The sequence below is a fragment of the Flavobacterium sp. GCM10023249 genome (assembly GCF_042653365.1).
In the GTDB taxonomy this organism is placed as follows: Bacteria; Bacteroidota; Bacteroidia; order Flavobacteriales; family Flavobacteriaceae; genus Flavobacterium.
Map to the genome: position 1 here is coordinate 290,242 of NZ_JBHSHZ010000012.1, position 17,239 is coordinate 307,480.

The 17,239-nt window shown below is 35.9% G+C and carries 14 protein-coding genes; 13 read left to right on the forward strand and 1 reads right to left on the reverse strand.

Translation table 11 applies throughout. From position 1 onward, the window contains the following. Nucleotides 1-10 precede the first annotated feature (10 nt). The 11 genes from ACFO7M_RS12085 (at nt 11) to ACFO7M_RS12135 (ending at nt 14,150) form a co-directional block, all read left to right on the forward strand. Nucleotides 11-1,363 carry an HlyD family secretion protein gene (locus tag ACFO7M_RS12085; protein WP_379716523.1) on the forward strand — a complete coding sequence of 451 codons (1,353 nt, stop codon included), beginning with the start codon at nt 11-13 and terminating at the stop codon, nt 1,361-1,363. Then, nucleotides 1,347-2,732 (forward strand): TolC family protein, encoded by a 1,386-nt coding sequence (locus tag ACFO7M_RS12090; RefSeq protein WP_379735878.1) that lies wholly within the window; start codon nt 1,347-1,349, stop codon nt 2,730-2,732. The genes ACFO7M_RS12085 and ACFO7M_RS12090 overlap by 17 nt, the downstream gene beginning before the upstream one ends. A 213-nt stretch (nt 2,733-2,945) precedes the next feature. Continuing rightward, the gene (gene map, locus ACFO7M_RS12095; RefSeq protein WP_379716529.1) at nt 2,946-3,770 is read left to right on the forward strand and encodes a type I methionyl aminopeptidase; all 825 of its coding nucleotides are present in this window, start codon (nt 2,946-2,948) and stop codon (nt 3,768-3,770) included. Then, the gene (locus tag ACFO7M_RS12100) at nt 3,770-4,540 is read left to right on the forward strand and encodes a class I SAM-dependent methyltransferase (RefSeq protein ID WP_379735880.1); all 771 of its coding nucleotides are present in this window, start codon (nt 3,770-3,772) and stop codon (nt 4,538-4,540) included. Before map ends, ACFO7M_RS12100 begins: the two co-directional genes overlap by 1 nt. 57 nt (nt 4,541-4,597) lie before the next feature. Continuing rightward, nucleotides 4,598-5,851, forward strand: a complete 1,254-nt coding sequence (locus ACFO7M_RS12105; protein WP_379735881.1) for a DUF5103 domain-containing protein — start codon at nt 4,598-4,600, stop codon at nt 5,849-5,851. A gap of 72 nt (nt 5,852-5,923) precedes the next feature. Further along, nucleotides 5,924-6,310, forward strand: a complete 387-nt coding sequence (gene apaG, locus ACFO7M_RS12110) for a Co2+/Mg2+ efflux protein ApaG (RefSeq protein ID WP_379716538.1) — start codon at nt 5,924-5,926, stop codon at nt 6,308-6,310. 91 nt (nt 6,311-6,401) lie between these two features. Next, nucleotides 6,402-8,030 (forward strand): L-glutamate gamma-semialdehyde dehydrogenase, encoded by a 1,629-nt coding sequence (pruA, locus tag ACFO7M_RS12115; protein ID WP_379735883.1) that lies wholly within the window; start codon nt 6,402-6,404, stop codon nt 8,028-8,030. Between the two features lie 70 nt (nt 8,031-8,100). Then, nucleotides 8,101-8,655 (forward strand): hypothetical protein, encoded by a 555-nt coding sequence (locus ACFO7M_RS12120; RefSeq protein WP_379735885.1) that lies wholly within the window; start codon nt 8,101-8,103, stop codon nt 8,653-8,655. Then, nucleotides 8,636-9,748: a hypothetical protein gene (locus ACFO7M_RS12125; RefSeq protein WP_379735886.1), complete on the forward strand. Its 1,113-nt coding sequence runs from the start codon at nt 8,636-8,638 to the stop codon at nt 9,746-9,748. Before ACFO7M_RS12120 ends, ACFO7M_RS12125 begins: the two co-directional genes overlap by 20 nt. A gap of 274 nt (nt 9,749-10,022) precedes the next feature. Further along, nucleotides 10,023-13,058: a T9SS type A sorting domain-containing protein gene (locus ACFO7M_RS12130; protein ID WP_379735888.1), complete on the forward strand. Its 3,036-nt coding sequence runs from the start codon at nt 10,023-10,025 to the stop codon at nt 13,056-13,058. Nucleotides 13,059-13,139: 81 nt separating this feature from the next. Next, nucleotides 13,140-14,150 (forward strand): T9SS type A sorting domain-containing protein, encoded by a 1,011-nt coding sequence (locus tag ACFO7M_RS12135; protein WP_379716553.1) that lies wholly within the window; start codon nt 13,140-13,142, stop codon nt 14,148-14,150. A 22-nt stretch (nt 14,151-14,172) separates the two neighbouring features. On the opposite strand, the gene rsmG is transcribed toward ACFO7M_RS12135, so the two are convergent. Then, complete coding sequence (gene rsmG / locus ACFO7M_RS12140) at nt 14,173-14,802, reverse strand: 16S rRNA (guanine(527)-N(7))-methyltransferase RsmG (protein ID WP_379716556.1); 630 nt, start codon at nt 14,800-14,802, stop codon at nt 14,173-14,175. A gap of 105 nt (nt 14,803-14,907) precedes the next feature. Between rsmG and ACFO7M_RS12145 the strand changes: the two genes are divergently transcribed. Both ACFO7M_RS12145 and ACFO7M_RS12150 read left to right on the forward strand, forming a co-directional pair. After that, the gene (locus tag ACFO7M_RS12145) at nt 14,908-16,002 is read left to right on the forward strand and encodes a fatty acid desaturase family protein (RefSeq protein ID WP_379735890.1); all 1,095 of its coding nucleotides are present in this window, start codon (nt 14,908-14,910) and stop codon (nt 16,000-16,002) included. Nucleotides 16,003-16,036: 34 nt separating this feature from the next. Next, nucleotides 16,037-17,221 (forward strand): pyridoxal phosphate-dependent aminotransferase, encoded by a 1,185-nt coding sequence (locus ACFO7M_RS12150; RefSeq protein WP_379735892.1) that lies wholly within the window; start codon nt 16,037-16,039, stop codon nt 17,219-17,221. The last annotated feature ends 18 nt before the right edge of the window (nt 17,222-17,239 follow it).

The window sequence follows — 17,239 nt, forward strand, 5'->3', positions numbered from 1 at the left end:
AAAATAAAGTATGTTAAACATCACTAATAACAGAATCGAAAAGTTTGTCGATATGTCCAAATACCAATCGACAAAAGTGTTTGCTGACAACAGGCAATATACAATCATAAAAAAAATTCTAGGCGGAACAGCCTTAGTAACCCTTTTATTCATGTTTTTACCTTGGACACAAAACATTAAAGGCAATGGTTATGTTACTACTCTAAAACCAAATCAGAGACCACAAGAAGTTCAAACCGCTATAGCTGGAAGAATTGAAAAATGGTTTGTTCAAGAAGGAGATTTTGTAAAAAAAGGGGATACCATTTTATTCATTTCAGAAATAAAAGAAGATTATCTCGATCCAAACTTAGTAGAAAACACAGGCAATCAAGTTAGAGCAAAAGAAGGAGCTGTACAATCCTACGCAGAAAAAGCAAAAGCACTTGATAGTCAAATAAGTGCAATTCAAAACGAAAAGAATTTGAAATTAAAACAGGCGCAAAATAAATTACGCCAAGCACATCTTAAAGTAAAAAGCGACAGTATTGAATTTGAAGCAGCCAAAACACAGTTAAAAATTGCGCGAACACAATTTAACCGTTCAGTTACACTAAACAAAGAAGGATTAAAACCTGTTTCCGATGTGGAAGAAAAAAGAATGAAGTTACAAGATACAGAAGCTAAAATCATCACTTCCGAAAACAAATACATTGCTAGTAAAAACGAAGTATTAAACGCAACAATGGAATTAAGCCGAATCACCGCTGAATATTCTGAAAAAAGCGCCAAAGCGAGTAGCGATAAACAATCTGCCATTAGTTCTCAATATGATACAGAGGCGCAAGTCAATAAATTAAAAAATCAATACAAAAATTATCAAATCCGTAATGGCCTTTATTATATCACTGCTCCTCAAGATGGCTTTGTAAACCGTGCCATTCGATCAGGAATCGGAGAAACAATGAAAGAAGGTACAGCTGTCGTTACTATTATGCCAGCTAATTTTGAAATTGCAGTTGAAACCTACATTGATCCAATTGATTTTCCACTAGTCAATAAAGGTGAAAAAATCCGTGTTTGGTTTGATGGTTGGCCTACTATTGTGTTCAGTGGATGGCCAGGTGCTTCCTATGGAACTTTTGGAGGAGTGATTGTTGCAAAAGAGAATTTTATTAGCGACAATGGAAAATACCGTGTATTAATAGCACCCGATCCGAAAGAAAAAAAATGGCCAGAATTATTAAGCATTGGTGCTGGAGCACAAACTTTAGCCCTACTTAACGATGTACCCATGTGGTTTGAAATATGGCGAACTTTAAATGGATTCCCTCCTAATTTCTATAAAGGTGAAAATAGTAAGAAAGATGAAAAGAAAAAGTAATTACCTTATTGTTCTCTTGTTCGTTGTTGTCAATGGTTTTTCACAGACAAAAGAACTTACATACAATGAATTTTTAGGCTATGTAAAAAAATACCATCCATTAGTTAAACAAGCCAACTTAAATATATCGGAAGCACAAGCTCAGTTGATGCAAGCTAGAGGCGCGTTTGACCCTAAAATTGAAGTTGATTTTGACAAAAAAAAATTCAAGGATAAAGACTATTATTCATTATTTAATGGCGGTTTTAAAATTCCCACTTGGTATGGTATAGAATTAAAAGCTGCCTTCGACAACAATGAAGGAATATATGTCAACCCAGAAAACCTAACTCCTGCAAATGGATTAACTTCTGTCGGAATTGCGATTCCAGTAGGACAAGGTTTATTCATCAATCAACGAATGGCTGATATCCGCAAAGCAAAATTAGCACAAGTTCTAAATACAGCAGAAAGAGATTTACAGGCTTTAGAAATCATTCACGAAGCTTCACTTCGCTATTTTGAATGGAAACGAAATTATGAGGAAGTAAAATTGTACGAGAACTATTTAAAAAATGCCGAGCTTCGTTTTGTTGGTGTAAAAAAACTCATCGAGCTAGGTGACAAACCAGCTATAGATAGTATTGAGGCCGGAATCACTGTGAAAAACAGAAAACTCAACCTAGAAGATTCTAATTTGAAATTAATCAAAGCCCGATTGGTATTGTCTAATTTTTTATGGACAATCGATAATATTCCTTTGGAAATAGACGAAAGCCTAATCCCAGACAATACTCTTAAAAATACTATTGAGTCGACATTAACCCAAAATGGCTTACATTCTTTTCAAGTAGAAAACCACCCCAAGATCAAAGCCTGGAACACTAAAATTGACATGTTGGAAATCGAACGAAAACTAAAAGCCAATACTTTATTGCCTAAATTAGATGTTAGTTATAACTATTTATCAGAACCCAATTATTTTTCCAACTACAGGTTTGAAGATTACAAAATCGGGCTTAATTTTAGTATGCCTTTATTTTTAAGGAAGGAACGTGCAAGTGTGAAACTTGCTCAACTTAAAATTGACGATTCAAAATACAGTATTCAGTTTGAAAGTTTACAACTGCAGAATAAAGTGAAGGCTCAAGAAAAAGAAATTACATCTTTAAAAAAACAATTAGAGTTAGCCAATGGCCTCGTTAATGATTTTGACAAAATGCTAAAAGCCGAAGATCGTTTGTTTGAAATTGGTGAAAGCTCTTTGTTTGTAATCAACACACGTGAAAACGCATTGGTGAGTGCTCAAATAAACACTATTGCAGCAGAAAATAGATTATATAATGCACTTATTGGGCTGTTTCAATCGATTGGAAATGTAGGATTATAACTTATCTAAGACAAAAGTTCTAACGTTTACCATTGAAGAGAATTAATTATTCTGAATAAGCCAGAAAGTAAACTCTTCATTTCAAGAATAAAAAAATGATTTTGTATCGACTTAACTGATCTAAAACCAGTCAAAAAAGGATACTACTCATATCCTTCACATTTTAATTATTAATTCTCAGAATTTTGTACTTTTGCTGCCTTATTTAGATTTATGAGTTCTATAATTTTAAAAACAAGAGAAGAAATAGAATTAATGCGCGAAAGTGCTTTGATTGTTTCCAAAACATTAGGAATGTTAGCTTCAGAAATAAAACCTGGAGTAAGTACTCTCTATTTAGATAAACTTGCCGAAACGTTTATTCGTGACCACGGTGCCACTCCTGCTTTTTTAGGTATGTATGGCTTCCCGAATTCGTTGTGCATGAGTCCTAACTCTCAAGTTGTTCATGGTATACCAAACGAAAAACCATTAGAAGACGGCGATATCATATCTGTAGATTGTGGTGCGTTAAAAAATGGATTTTACGGAGATCATGCCTATACTTTTGAAGTAGGTGAAGTTGCAACAGCTACAAAAATGCTATTAAAAACTACTAAAGAATCATTATACGTTGGTATTCGTGAATTAAAAGCCGGCAATCGAACTGAGGATGTTGGATATGCCATTCAAAAATATTGCGAAAGTCATGGTTATGGTGTGGTTCGTGAATTAGTAGGACACGGATTAGGACGTACGATGCACGAAGCACCCGAAATGCCAAATTACGGTAAAAAAGGTCGTGGAAAACTAATGCAAGAAGGTTTAGTAGTTGCCATTGAACCCATGATCAATCAAGGAACAAAAAACATCAAGCAACACAAAGACGGCTGGACAATAACAACGGCTGACGGAAAGCCTTCAGCTCACTTTGAACATGACGTAGCAATTATTGATGGAAAACCTGAACTGTTGTCCACTTTTGCTTATATCTATAAAGCTTTGGGAATCACTTCCAACGAAGAAGATGAATTTAGAAAACAGCCCATCGTACTCTAATGAAGAAACTTTTTAAATTCATACTGAATACCATACCGCGTCCATTACTTATCCGTTTAAGTATTGTGGTTCGTCCAATTTTAGCTTTTCTTTTAAAAGGAAACCGCTTTACAGATCCTATTGACGGCAAAAGCTTTCGAATGTTTTTACCTTATGGATACGGAAACCAACGTAATAATGTATTATCACCGAGTACTCTTTCATTAGAAAGACATCGTTTGCTTTGGTTGTATTTACAGAATGAAACCGATTTTTTTACTTCAAAGGAAAAGAAAAAGGTATTGCATTTTGCCCCGGAACAGGAATTTTATAAAAGATTCAAAAAACAACAAAATATCGATTATACGACGACCGATTTGTTTTCACCCTTAGCCGATGTAAAAGCAGATATATGCAATTTGCCTTTTGAAGAGAATTCGTATGATATTATTTTCTGCAATCATGTTTTAGAGCACATCCCTGATGACACCAAAGCTATGCAGGAACTGTACCGTGTCTTAAAACCGGGCGGCATGGGTATTTTTCAGATTCCTCAGGATTTATCTAGAGCATCTACATTTGCAGACGATTCGATTACCGATCCTAAAGAACGGGCCAAAATTTTCGGCCAATACGACCATGTACGCGTATATGGTTTGGATTATTTTGACAAGCTAAGAAGTATTGGTTTCAAAGTATCTGAAATAGATTATACGGCTAAACTTTCTCCTGAATTGGTAGAAAAGTATTGTTTAGCACAAGGTGAGATCATTCCGGTTTGTTTCAAATAATATCTTGGCACAATATTCGTTGTAAAATCATATCTTTACTTCCACTGATTTTAAAATATGATTCGCAAAATTTCCATAGTATTATTTTTAATAGGCGCTTTTAGCATCAATTTGCGTGCGCAATCAGTTGAAGAAACCCAACCGCCTTTTCACATCAAAACTATTAGTTTCAATCAAGGAGTTGGTAATGTTTTTCCCTTTTTCCGATTGGGCGATTCTTTCCAGCTGACTTTTGATGATTTGTATGGCAATGAGGAAGATTATTACTTTACAATAACTCATCACAATTACAATTGGACACCTTCTGAATTAGCCAAAGCCGAATACCTTACCGGAACAGACAATCAACGCGTTCAGGATTATGAAAATTCGTTCAACACCTTGCAACTGTACTCACATTATCGTTTGAATTTTCCCAATAATTTCTTTCAATTAACCCGAAGCGGGAATTATCTCGTTTCCATATTTAACAATAATCGCGAATTGGTGTTTTCGAAAAAGTTCATCATTTACGAAGAATTAGTAGACGTTCCAATGCAAATCAAACGCTCGAGAAACATTGTTGACATCAAAGAAAAACACAATGTGGAATTCACAGTAAAATCACAAAATATCCTATTCCAATCGCCCAATCAAAATGTGAAAATCATTTTATTCCAAAACGGCAAATGGAACAATACGATTGTCAATATTAAACCTCAATATACAATAGGAAACGATCTGATATTCCGATACAATACCGAAACTCAGTTTTATGCTGGAAACGAATATTTGAATTTCGACAACAAAGAAGTAAGAGTTCCCACTAATACTATTCAAAAAGTAGATTCCAACAGCGGTTTGTACAGCGCTTATTTGTATACTGATTCCGCAAGAAAGAACAAAGGCTACACCTTCTTCCCTGACATCAATGGTGGTTTTTTAAACCGAAATCTTATTGCCGAAAACAGCGATGTACAGTCGGACTATGCCTGGATGTATTTTTCGCTTTTTGCTCCAGAATACCAAGCCAATTCCAACATTTATGTAAGCGGAATGTTCAATAATTATGCTTTGACAAACGAATACAAAATGGATTATAATGTAGAAAAAGGGATTTTCGAAAAAGCCATTTTAATCAAACAAGGTTTTAACAACTACAGCTACACACTATTGAAAAACAATTCAATTGACGAAAAAAACGCAATTGATGGTAATTTTTACGAAACAGAAAACATTTACAATGCCTTCATCTACTATAGAGCCAATGGCGAAAGATACGATAGAGTCATTGGAAAAGGTGAAGCTTCTTCTATTAACATTACCAACTAAAAAATTAACAGGAATTGCAAACAATTATTTTTATAAAATTTCTAAATTTGTATATCCCTCAGGAAATTAGGTATGGTAACGCAAATTACACAAGGTATTAAAATTTCGGTTATGACGACTTTTGAAGGCACTTACTTCAAAAATCATAAGATGCACTTTGCTTTCAGTTATCATATTTCCATTGAGAATCACAGTAAAGATTCAGTACAACTGATGGCCCGTCATTGGGAAATATTCGATGCACTTAATCATATGGAGACCGTTGACGGCGAAGGAGTGGTAGGCAAAAAACCGGTATTAAAACCCGGAGAAGTACACACTTACAGTTCTGGATGCTTACTTTGTGCACCATTTGGAACCATGCAAGGATATTTCAGTATGATAAATTTTACCTCTACAAAATCGTTTCAGGTTATTATTCCACCTTTTAAACTTAGCGCTCCTTTTGCATTGAATTAATTTGTGATTACTTTATAAATTAATCTGTTTTTCCTTTGTACTTTTGTGACGATTTAATTTCAATTAGTCTAACTATTTAACAATCATAAAAATGCTAAAAGGATTTTTTAACGTACCGAAAGCGGTTAACGAACCTGTAAAATCATATGCTCCGGATTCTCCTGAAAGAGATGCGGTGCACGAAGCTTACGCTGCATTATGGAACTCACCTATTGATGTTCCATTGTACATTGGCAGCGAAGAAATTCGCACCGGAAATACCAGAACCATGTCGGCACCACACGACCACCAACATATTGTGGGAACCTATCATTTAGCTGAAAAAACACACGTAGAAAAAGCAATTGCTAATGCGTTGGAAAGCCGTACTAAATGGGCTAACATGGCTTGGGAACAAAGAGCTGCTATTTTCTTAAAAGCAGCTGAATTGATTGCTGGTCCGTACCGTGCTAAAATCAACGCGGCAACCATGATTGCTCAATCCAAAACAATTCATCAGGCAGAAATTGATGCTGCATGTGAATTGATTGACTTCTTACGTTTCAACGTAGAATTCATGACACAAATTTATCAGGACCAACCTACATCAAATTCAGACATGTGGAATCGTGTAGAATACCGCCCATTAGAAGGATTTGTTTATGCCATCACTCCATTTAACTTTACCGCTATTGCTGCTAACTTGCCTGCAAGTGCCGCAATGATGGGTAACGTAGTTATCTGGAAGCCTTCAGATAGCCAGGTTTTCTCTGCTAAAGTAATCATCGATGTATTCAAAGAAGCAGGTGTCCCAGACGGCGTAATCAATGTAGTTTTCGGAGATCCTGTCATGATTACTGATACAGTTTTAGCATCACCTGATTTCTCAGGAATCCACTATACTGGATCAACTTTCGTGTTCAAAGAAATTTGGAAAAAAATTGGCGAAAATATTCATACCTACAAAACCTACCCAAGAATTGTAGGTGAGACCGGAGGAAAAGATTTCATTATGGTTCACCCATCAGCCAATGTAAAACAAGTCGTTGCCAACAGTATTCGTGGTGCTTTCGAATTCCAAGGACAAAAATGTTCAGCTGCCTCTAGAGCTTATTATCCAAAAAGCTTATGGCCAGCAATCAAAGAAGAAATGGCAGCAGAATTGGCGACAATCAAACAAGGTTCACCTCAAGATTTTTCAAACTTTGTAACCGCAGTGATTCACGAAGGTTCATTTGATAAATTAGCAAAATATATCGACCAAGCAAAAAATGATGCAGATGCTGAAGTAATTTTCGGAGGTGGTTATGACAAATCGAAAGGATATTTCATTCAACCAACAGTGATCTTAACGACAAATCCAAAGTACACAACTATGGAAACGGAACTTTTCGGACCAGTTTTAACTGTTTATGTTTACGAAGATGAAAAATTCAGTGAAACACTACAATTAGTAGATTCAACTTCCGAATACGCTTTAACTGGTGCAATTTTCAGTCAGGATCGTTATGCTATTGAAGAAGCTACTGTAGCTTTACAAAACAGTGCCGGAAACTTCTATATCAATGACAAACCAACGGGAGCTGTTGTCGGTCAACAACCTTTTGGTGGTGCAAGAGCATCAGGAACGAACGATAAAGCAGGTTCTGCACAAAATTTATTACGTTGGGTTTCTCCTAGAACTATTAAAGAAACTTTTGTGACTCCAGTAGATTATAGATATCCGTTTTTAAAACAATAAAAACTTTAACAAAAAATCCATCCTGTTTGGGATGGATTTTTTTTACATTTATACTTCTTAGTCAATTACAATGAACAAATTAATACTTCTTTTAAGTCTATTTTTAAATACAACAACTTTCTCACAAACCAAGTTGGTTGCATTCAAAAGTCATAGTGGCAACACTAAGAAATTTGTGAAAAGTTTACAATCGGAATTATTCAATTCACCCAACTCTAATTTTGGAATTCCCACCAAAAAAACATTGACGAATGATGAAAAAAAATCTATTTCAAAAGATGTAGCGGATAAAACAATCAATGTTTCTTATGAAACTGAAAAAAAAACTTCTGAACAAACCATAGAAATTATTTTAACCAATATACCAAAGAGCAATTTCAAAATTTATCTTAATCAAAAACTTATCACTACCCAAAAAAAATATTCAGCGTCAACACCTTTAAAAGTTACCCTTGAAAAAGGGAAACGCAACTATCTTGTATTTGACAATACTGAAAAGAAAAACAACAAAAGCGAAGGCAGTATCCCAATTTACATAACCGTTAAAGTTTTAGGCAGTGAATACCAACTTTGGTCAAACAATACTACCTCAAGAGCAATAATTATTGATCAAATTGACAAATAATTCCTTTTTAAAATCCGTTATTGGGCTTTTTTTAGGATTAGGAATTCTATTCATTCCTTTTCCATATGAGGCATTCTATTTTCATTATACTTTTATCCAAAATACCATAGGCAAACTACTTTACAAAGCTGTAAATGCCACTCATTATTTCGAATATGTAATTCCTGAAATTCAATCGGATTCCATACTAATGTACGCGCTATTTATTACATTATTGTTTTCAAGTCTTTGCATCGGTTTTACATTTAAAAAACAAATTCCCAAAATACTCCAATCCAAATATTTTGACTGGCTCCTTACTTTTTACCTTTCGCTTCATCTAGTAAAATATGGATTCAGTAAAATTTTTCTGAAACAGTTTTATACACCGGAACCTAATATTTTGGCCACACCGATGGGAAATTTAGATACTGACATTTTATATTGGTCTGTGATTGGAACAACCCCAAACTACCAATTATTTCTTGGCCTAATCGAAATACTTAGCGGACTACTTTTACTCTCAAAAAGAACTCAAAAAGTGGGTTTATACCTAACCTTGAGTGTATTAATCAATATTGTTGCAGTTAATCTCACATTTGACATCTCTGTTAAATTATTTTCAGCTTTTCTCACATTACTATGCCTGTATCTTTTGTATCCAATTTTCAAAAAAGATATATCCAATATATTTAAAGATAGAATAAACCTTACACCCAAATCATTGTTCTTTGGTTTCTTTTTAGTACTACTACTTTTTTTCGAATGCGTTTATCCTTCGTTCTCTGTAAAAGATCAAAAGAAGCCGTTCGAAGGTGTTTATGTCATTCAAAATTCGAATAGTATAAAAAAATTATTTTTCCATAAAGATGACTACCTCATTTTTCAATTGCAAAATGATTCTTTAATTGATTTTAAATATTCCGTCAACGAAAAAGAAAAGAAAATCACACTCACTGATTATTCATTTTCTACTGAAACTTTCCATTATAAAACGATACAAAACAATTTATACCTCAACAATGAAAACAAAACAATAAAGTGCATTAAAATCAAACCTAATTACAATGCATTAAAAAACAGTTTTCATTGGACAGTTGAAAGTGTGAAATAATCACACCTAAAGAAAACTTCAATTCGATTGAAAAATCAGGAATGCTATTGTTAAACATCCTCAAATTTCAACTGATCCAAAAAGTAGTTACTATACGCTTCTAAAGAGCAATAAAACCAAAAGCACACTCACCAATAAGCTTTACATTGTAAATTAGACTCTAATTTTGTTAAAAATTTGTGTATTTGGAAATTATTTGTAATTTGTAATGAGAATTTATTATGCATGCATATAAATTTCTTACAAAAACAAACTAACCAACAAAAAACACATCATGAAACAAAAGTACCTGTGGGTTTACTTTTTGTTTGTCGCGTCACACATTTATGCGCAAAACAAAAAGAAAGTCGACTTCAACAATTTTAACAGAAAAGGAATGGAAACTTCCTTACTGTTAACCGACGTTAAACCATTTACAGTTTTAGGTCAAAAGGGGAACACCTATAACATGTACAATCTATTCGAATCCTATGAAGAATTAGGCAAATCAGACACTCAAAAGAGGTTCCAAAATGCCAATGCCATGGCATCAGAAATGAAAATAGAGAATTCGGGAAAAATTCTAAAAATTGGACTCATCCATACCGAATTCGAAGTCCCAAGTAAAGAAGCTTACCAAAAAGGATGGTTTACCATTGAAAACAATAAAGCGAAAAGAAACTCTTCCGCATACATTTTTGACAAACACACCAATACGATTGTCAGTCCACTTACAGTACGAAAAAAAGGAGTCAACACAATTTTCCTTTTCGACAGCAACTACTTTGTCAATACAACCAAAAATAAAATCTCAAATATCAGCACCGATTTCGGAGATGGGAAAGGCTTTAGAACAGTCGCATTAGACAAAGGTATAGCCGTAACTTATCCTTCAGAAGGACAAAAAGAACTCCAATTCGAAATCACGTTTGACAACGGAACAAAATTACTACGCAAATCTTATTTAACCGTTTCTTATTCCAATGATGATGTAGCGCGATTATTCCGCAGAGCACCAACATTAATTACTGCTACTAGAACGCCTGATTTAGCTATTTACGGAGAAACCGACCTATCGGCTGGTAAGTGTGAATATGAAATTTTCACAAGTACTGATGGGATTTTTGACAAACCAATTTATGTGGTGGACGGATTTGACCCATCGGATGCCAGAAATACAACAGCCGTTTACAATTTATTGACGTACACCGACGCTGGTGGAGTTACTCGAAATTTAGGCGACCGTATCCGTAACGAAGAAGGATATGATATCGTAGTCGTCAATTTCCCAACCTATATCAATTCGGCAGCAAAAACTATTGATGGCGGAGCCGATTACATTGAACGAAATGCACTTTCATTGGTTACGGTTATGGAAACTTTGAATGCGCAAAAAGTAGGAACCGAACAAAACATTGTAATCGGTCCGAGCATGGGTGGACTAATTTCCAGATATGCTTTACGCTTCATGGAACAAAACAATCTTAATCCTCAAACTCGTTTATGGATCTCATTTGATTCACCCCATTATGGTGCTAATGTACCAATTGGTTTACAACATTTATTCAATTATTTCGCATACGGATATGGCGACTCTGACGGTGTAAAACCTTTAATTGACGGCATGTTACGCTCACCAGCTGCAAAACAAATGCTGGTAGACCATTTTCAGGCACATGTGTTAGCAGGACCACAATCTCCTTTAGGTGACGATCCCATTATTCCATCTGCTGGTTTACCTTTAACTCCAACCGGCTATCCGAATATTAGAGATAATTTCCAAAACAGAATGAACGCTTTAGGTTTTCCACAGTCTACACGAAATATTTCAATGATCAACGGAAGTGGTAACCGCGCAAAATTCCAAGACAAATTGGGCAACGACATCAACCCTGGCTTCGATTTTATCGGTACCGCTACTACTCCTGCCAATATTGATACTGGAGACGTTTTTGCATTCATCAATACCAGAGCACTTACATTTTGCGAATACATGCCTAATGCCAATGTACAGGAAACTATTGTCGATGTAGACATCCAAGCTCAAGTCTTTTTCTGGATAACTCAAGATTCATTTATAGCAACTGCAAAACAAAGTGCCAACAGTAATGGCGTCGATTCGTCACCTGGTGGTTTATTTGATATGGGCGGACTTGCTGCTTCTTTACCTCCCGGAAATGACGTACTGATGAACTTCCTTAATGCAATGAAAGCTGATAAATTTAGTTTTATTCCTGCAGTAAGCGCCATGGGACTGAATGTTGGAGGTGATATCAACAACCCTCAACCGAATTATTATTTCAATATAAATTTAGGAACAAAAGACATTCCATGGGATGGAGTAACCACTACAACATCAAATACAACTCCATTCAAAAATTGGTATATGCCTCCAACTAATGAAGGCCATGTTACCATTACGCAAGGCAATGTTGATTTTGCCTGGTGTGAGATTGTTAAGCCCGATTTCGATTTTGCAGTGAACACAACTGGAGCACTTAGAACCTGTCAGGGAACCAATGCAACCTATTCATTCAATTTCAACAATATTCATGGATGCCTTGCGACTCCCGTAACTTTTACTGCCACAGGAACACCTGCGGGTAGTACAGTATCGTTTAGTCCCAACAGTATTTCTGCTAACGGGACAATCACAATGACCGTTTCAAATGCAACTCCTGGAACTTACAACATCATGGTAACTCCGGTAAATTATCCCTCAAAAGCGATACCTGTGACACTAACTGTGAATCCAGCGAACCCTGATTTAAATGGAGCTACACAATACAGCATTAATGACAATGCTACATTCACAACAGCGTCAAATGTTACTGTACAACAAGGTTCGAAATTAGAATTACGAATTCCATCCAATTTATACAACGGTTCCATAGAATGGTTTGATCCAAGTGGCTATTCCAGAGGCAGTACCAATCCGGTAATCATGAACATTCAAGATGGAAGTATTGATGAAGGTACATGGAATGCCAAAGTAACATTTACCAATGATTGTGGCCGAATGGCACCAACCCTAGTTCCGATTACGGTTATTGTGGAACAATCATTAAGTAACGACGTGAATCAACTTCAAGAGTTCAAAGTTTATCCGAATCCTTCTGAAGGCATAATCAATATTACATCAAACATCCCATTTGGTATCCTCAAAACAAAAATTGTCGATCCAAGAGGAAGTAGTATCCTGAACAGCAAACCCAATTATATAGATGCCAACCATATTCAAATTGACATCTCACAGTTAGCTGCCGGCTCGTATTTTTTAGTTATTGAAAATGAAACCAATAGAAGTATAAAACCAATTATCAAGTTATAAATCAAGCCCCGAAAGGGGCTTTTTTATGGCAAAAATTTACTAAATTTAAGGTAGTATTTGAACCATTTAAAACAAACAGTTATGAAACAAATAATTACTCTACTGTTTATTGGTTTCACCATAACAGCACTGCCACAGAGCCCAATTAACAGTTACTACAGCGTTCCGGGTTCTATCTTCGACATTATTGATCCGGCCACAGTTCTCAATCAAACCGCTGGTCCGAATCAAACGTGGGACTTTACCGATCTGGTAAAAGTAGGCGAATCAATCGACAGCTACTCCATACCTACCTCTGCTGAATCAACATCTTATCCTGGCACTACAAACGTACTATTAGTGACAAGCACCGTTAATTCTGAAGTCAGCAACAATCGGTTTTACACCAAAAATAGTGGCAATCAAATTACATTCACTGCTTTTAACGGTCCAGATTTCGAATTGAATTACATATCGGACAACGCCCTTATTGGAACATTCCCCCTAAGCTACGGATACATCAACAACGATCCCGTTTCGGGAACTTTTGTCTATGGCACTAATAGCGGAACCTTTCAAGGCACATTCAATTCAAGCGTCGATGCGTATGGAACGTTACAAGTTACAAACGCAGGAGCCAGAGATTTCATAGGCAATGTAACGCGGTTAAAAACAGTACAAAATTTAAACTTAAGCTCTGGGATTCTAACCAATGTTGGGACGGCTACTTTAACCAATTACAACTATTACAGTTCGTCCAATGGCTATTTGATTTTTCGATATGCGCTACTCAACATCAATGTTCCTTTGCTTGCCATCAATCAGACATCGACTTCAATAGAAAAGTTCCAAACCGTTCTATTGAGTAGAGATGAGAATGAATTTAGCAAATCAATTGTAACCTACCCTAACCCAACCTCATCTGAATTCAAAATCAGCAATCCACTTCAATTATCCATTGAGTCGATTCGTCTTTTTGATATGTATGGAAAAGAGGTACTAAAAACAAAGGAAGATCAAAACATCACTATTAGTAACTTGAACAGTGGAATATACCTTGTTGTTTTAAGCACAGAAAAAGGCACAATTAGCAAAAGAATAGTAAAAAAATAAGCTCCACAATGGAGCTTATTTTTTAGGCTTTAAATTTTAAAGGAAGATGCACCACCTTTTTGGTTTCAAAAAAATCGGGGGCAAAGAAATCTGAAATATTATATTCAGTAGCTTTTGGAAAATCTTTCAATTCTTCTGTCAGATCACCACCTTTCAGGTAAAGAATACCGTTTTTTAATTCATGCTTTTGTTGCTTCTTGATTTTATCTTTAATCCAAGAAACAAAATCCGGCATATTGGTCACGGCACGACTCACGATAAAATCGAAATCACCTTTCACATTTCCGGCACGCATTTGTTCTGCTTTAACATTCTTAAGACCAACTCCTTCAGCCACCGCCTGAACCACTTTAATTTTTTTGGCAATCACATCCACTAGATAAAAACGGGTTTCGGGAAACAAAATAGCCAACGGAATCCCTGGAAATCCGCCTCCTGTACCTACATCAAGCACATAGGCTCCCGGTTCAAAAGGTTGTACTTTGGCAATCGCCAACGAATGCAAAACATGTTTTACATACAGTTCATCAATATCTTTTCTGGAAATCACATTAATTTTAGCGTTCCAGTCTTTGTATAATTCTTCCAGTTTTGTAAACTGTGCAATTTGCTCTTCTGACAAATTAGGAAAATACTTTAGTATTTCTTCCATAGTTGAAATTTTTCACAAAATTACACAATTTGGAGGTTAAAATTTGTGTTAATGAGTATCAATTCAATTTATTAAATACTACCTTTGGCGCTTATTGTAGAAATTATGAATACAACAATTCCAACTTTTTCAAGAACCGACTCGATGAAGTTCTTTAGAACATTGAACACTCGAGTAAATAACTATTTCAAAGAGAACAACTTACAAAGAACCGGAAACTGGAAATTACATTTAAAAACTGTAATCATGTTTGCGTTATTCTTAACTCCATATTTCTTAATTCTAACATTGAACTTACCCTTTTGGGCACATGCATTACTTTCGATTGTAATCGGAATTGGTATGGCAGGAGTAGGAATGAATGTGATGCATGATGGAAATCATGGTTCGTATTCTTCGAAACAATGGTTGAACAAATTAATGGGAGGAAGTATTTATATTCTTGCCGGAAATGTTTACAACTGGCAGGTACAACACAATGTTTTACACCACACTTATACCAATGTCCCAGGACATGATGAAGATTTAGAAGCAGGAAGAATCATGCGATTCAGTAAAACAGCGCAATGGCATCGTTTCCACAAATTCCAACACTATTATTCTGTGTTCCTATATGGTTTATTAACTTTCAACTGGGCTATTACAACCGATTTCATGCAGATGAAACGTTATTTAAAACGTAAGTTATCGTATGGTGAATTCAAAAGCCCCGCTATACAATGGACTACTTTAGTAATCACCAAAGTCATCTATTTTTCGATCTGGTTAGTGATTCCTATGGTATTAGGTATTGTTTGGTGGGAAGTTTTAATTGGATTCGTAATCATGCACTATACTGCTGGATTGATTTTAAGTATCATTTTCCAATTGGCGCACGTAATTGAAGATACCGTTACTCCTGAACCGAATGAAGAAAATGAATTGGAAAACACTTGGGCCATCCACCAATTGTTCACGACAGTAAACTTTGCTCCTAAAAACTGGTTGGTAAATTGGTACACTGGTGGATTGAACCATCAAATTGAACACCATATTTTCCCGAACATCAGTCATGTCCATTATGGTAAAATTGCTGAAATCGTGAAACAAACAGCCAAAGAATGTAACTTACCGTACCATGAGTACAAAACTATGACAGCGGCAGTGATTTCTCATTTCCGTCATTTAAAAGAACTTGGACAAAAACCGCAATTTGCATAATCAATAACACAACAAGATAACAACTAACAACATCATGAACTTTCTTTCAGACAGAATTAACAATCTATCTACCTCTCAAACTTTGGCAATGGCTGCTAAAGCAAGAGAATTAAAAGCCCAAGGAATCGACATTATCAGCTTAAGTTTAGGAGAACCGGATTTCAACACTCCTGACTTCATCAAAGAAGCGGCTAAAAAAGCCATCGATGAAAACTACAGCACGTATACTCCGGTTGACGGTTATTTGGAATTGAAAGAAGCGATTTGTAAAAAATTCAAACGCGATAATAATTTAACATACGCTCCGACAAATATTGTTGTTTCAACCGGCGCAAAACAATCGCTATACAACATTGCTCAAGTAATGTTAAATGACGGTGATGAAGTAATTCTTCCGGCACCTTACTGGGTTAGTTATTTCGAAATCATCAAATTATCAGGAGGAGTTCCTGTAGAAGTGCCAACTTCTGTTGAAAGCGACTTCAAAATTACTCCCGAACAATTGGAAGCTGCCATCACACCCAAGACCAAAATGATGTGGTTCAGTTCTCCTTGTAATCCATCTGGTTCGGTTTACAACAAAGAAGAATTAACAGCGATAGCTAAGGTATTGGAAAAATACCCGAACATATTCATCGTTTCTGATGAAATCTACGAACACATCAACTTCTCAGGAACATTCTGCAGTATAGCAAGTATACCGGGAATGTTCGACAGAACCATCACAGTAAACGGAGTAGCCAAAGCATTTGCTATGACTGGTTGGAGAATCGGTTATATCGGAGCGCCGGAAGCTATTGCAAAAGCCTGTACTAAAATCCAAGGACAAGTAACCAGCGGTGCTAACTCCATAGCACAACGCGCTACCATTGCTGCTGTTGAAGCTGACCCAAGCGTATTAAACGCTATGGTTTCTGCATTCAAAAACAGAAGAGACTTAGTGGTTGGCTTGATGAAAGAAATCCCAGGCATCAAATTGAATGTTCCTGAAGGCGCGTTCTATGTATTCCCTGATGTTTCTTCGTTCTTCGGAAAAACGTTAAGAGGCACCACTATTAACAATGCAGAAGATTTCTCAATGTATCTTTTAGCAGAAGCCAATGTTGCTACAGTAACCGGCGACGCTTTCGGAAACCCTAGCTGCCTTCGTTTGTCCTACGCTGCCAGCGAAGCGCAACTTACCGAAGCCATCAGAAGAATCAAAGAAGCTTTAGCTTAAATTAGATACGCCCCGAGG

Coding starts and splice junctions, on each gene's coding strand:
- ACFO7M_RS12085 (WP_379716523.1), top strand. CDS start 11: ATGTTAAACATCACTAATAACAGAATCGAAAAGTTTGTCGATATGTCC.
- ACFO7M_RS12090 (WP_379735878.1), top strand. CDS start 1,347: ATGAAAAGAAAAAGTAATTACCTTATTGTTCTCTTGTTCGTTGTTGTC.
- map (WP_379716529.1), top strand. CDS start 2,946: ATGAGTTCTATAATTTTAAAAACAAGAGAAGAAATAGAATTAATGCGC.
- ACFO7M_RS12100 (WP_379735880.1), top strand. CDS start 3,770: ATGAAGAAACTTTTTAAATTCATACTGAATACCATACCGCGTCCATTA.
- ACFO7M_RS12105 (WP_379735881.1), top strand. CDS start 4,598: ATGATTCGCAAAATTTCCATAGTATTATTTTTAATAGGCGCTTTTAGC.
- apaG (WP_379716538.1), top strand. CDS start 5,924: ATGGTAACGCAAATTACACAAGGTATTAAAATTTCGGTTATGACGACT.
- pruA (WP_379735883.1), top strand. CDS start 6,402: ATGCTAAAAGGATTTTTTAACGTACCGAAAGCGGTTAACGAACCTGTA.
- ACFO7M_RS12120 (WP_379735885.1), top strand. CDS start 8,101: ATGAACAAATTAATACTTCTTTTAAGTCTATTTTTAAATACAACAACT.
- ACFO7M_RS12130 (WP_379735888.1), top strand. CDS start 10,023: ATGAAACAAAAGTACCTGTGGGTTTACTTTTTGTTTGTCGCGTCACAC.
- ACFO7M_RS12135 (WP_379716553.1), top strand. CDS start 13,140: ATGAAACAAATAATTACTCTACTGTTTATTGGTTTCACCATAACAGCA.
- rsmG (WP_379716556.1), bottom strand. CDS start 14,802: ATGGAAGAAATACTAAAGTATTTTCCTAATTTGTCAGAAGAGCAAATT.
- ACFO7M_RS12145 (WP_379735890.1), top strand. CDS start 14,908: ATGAATACAACAATTCCAACTTTTTCAAGAACCGACTCGATGAAGTTC.
- ACFO7M_RS12150 (WP_379735892.1), top strand. CDS start 16,037: ATGAACTTTCTTTCAGACAGAATTAACAATCTATCTACCTCTCAAACT.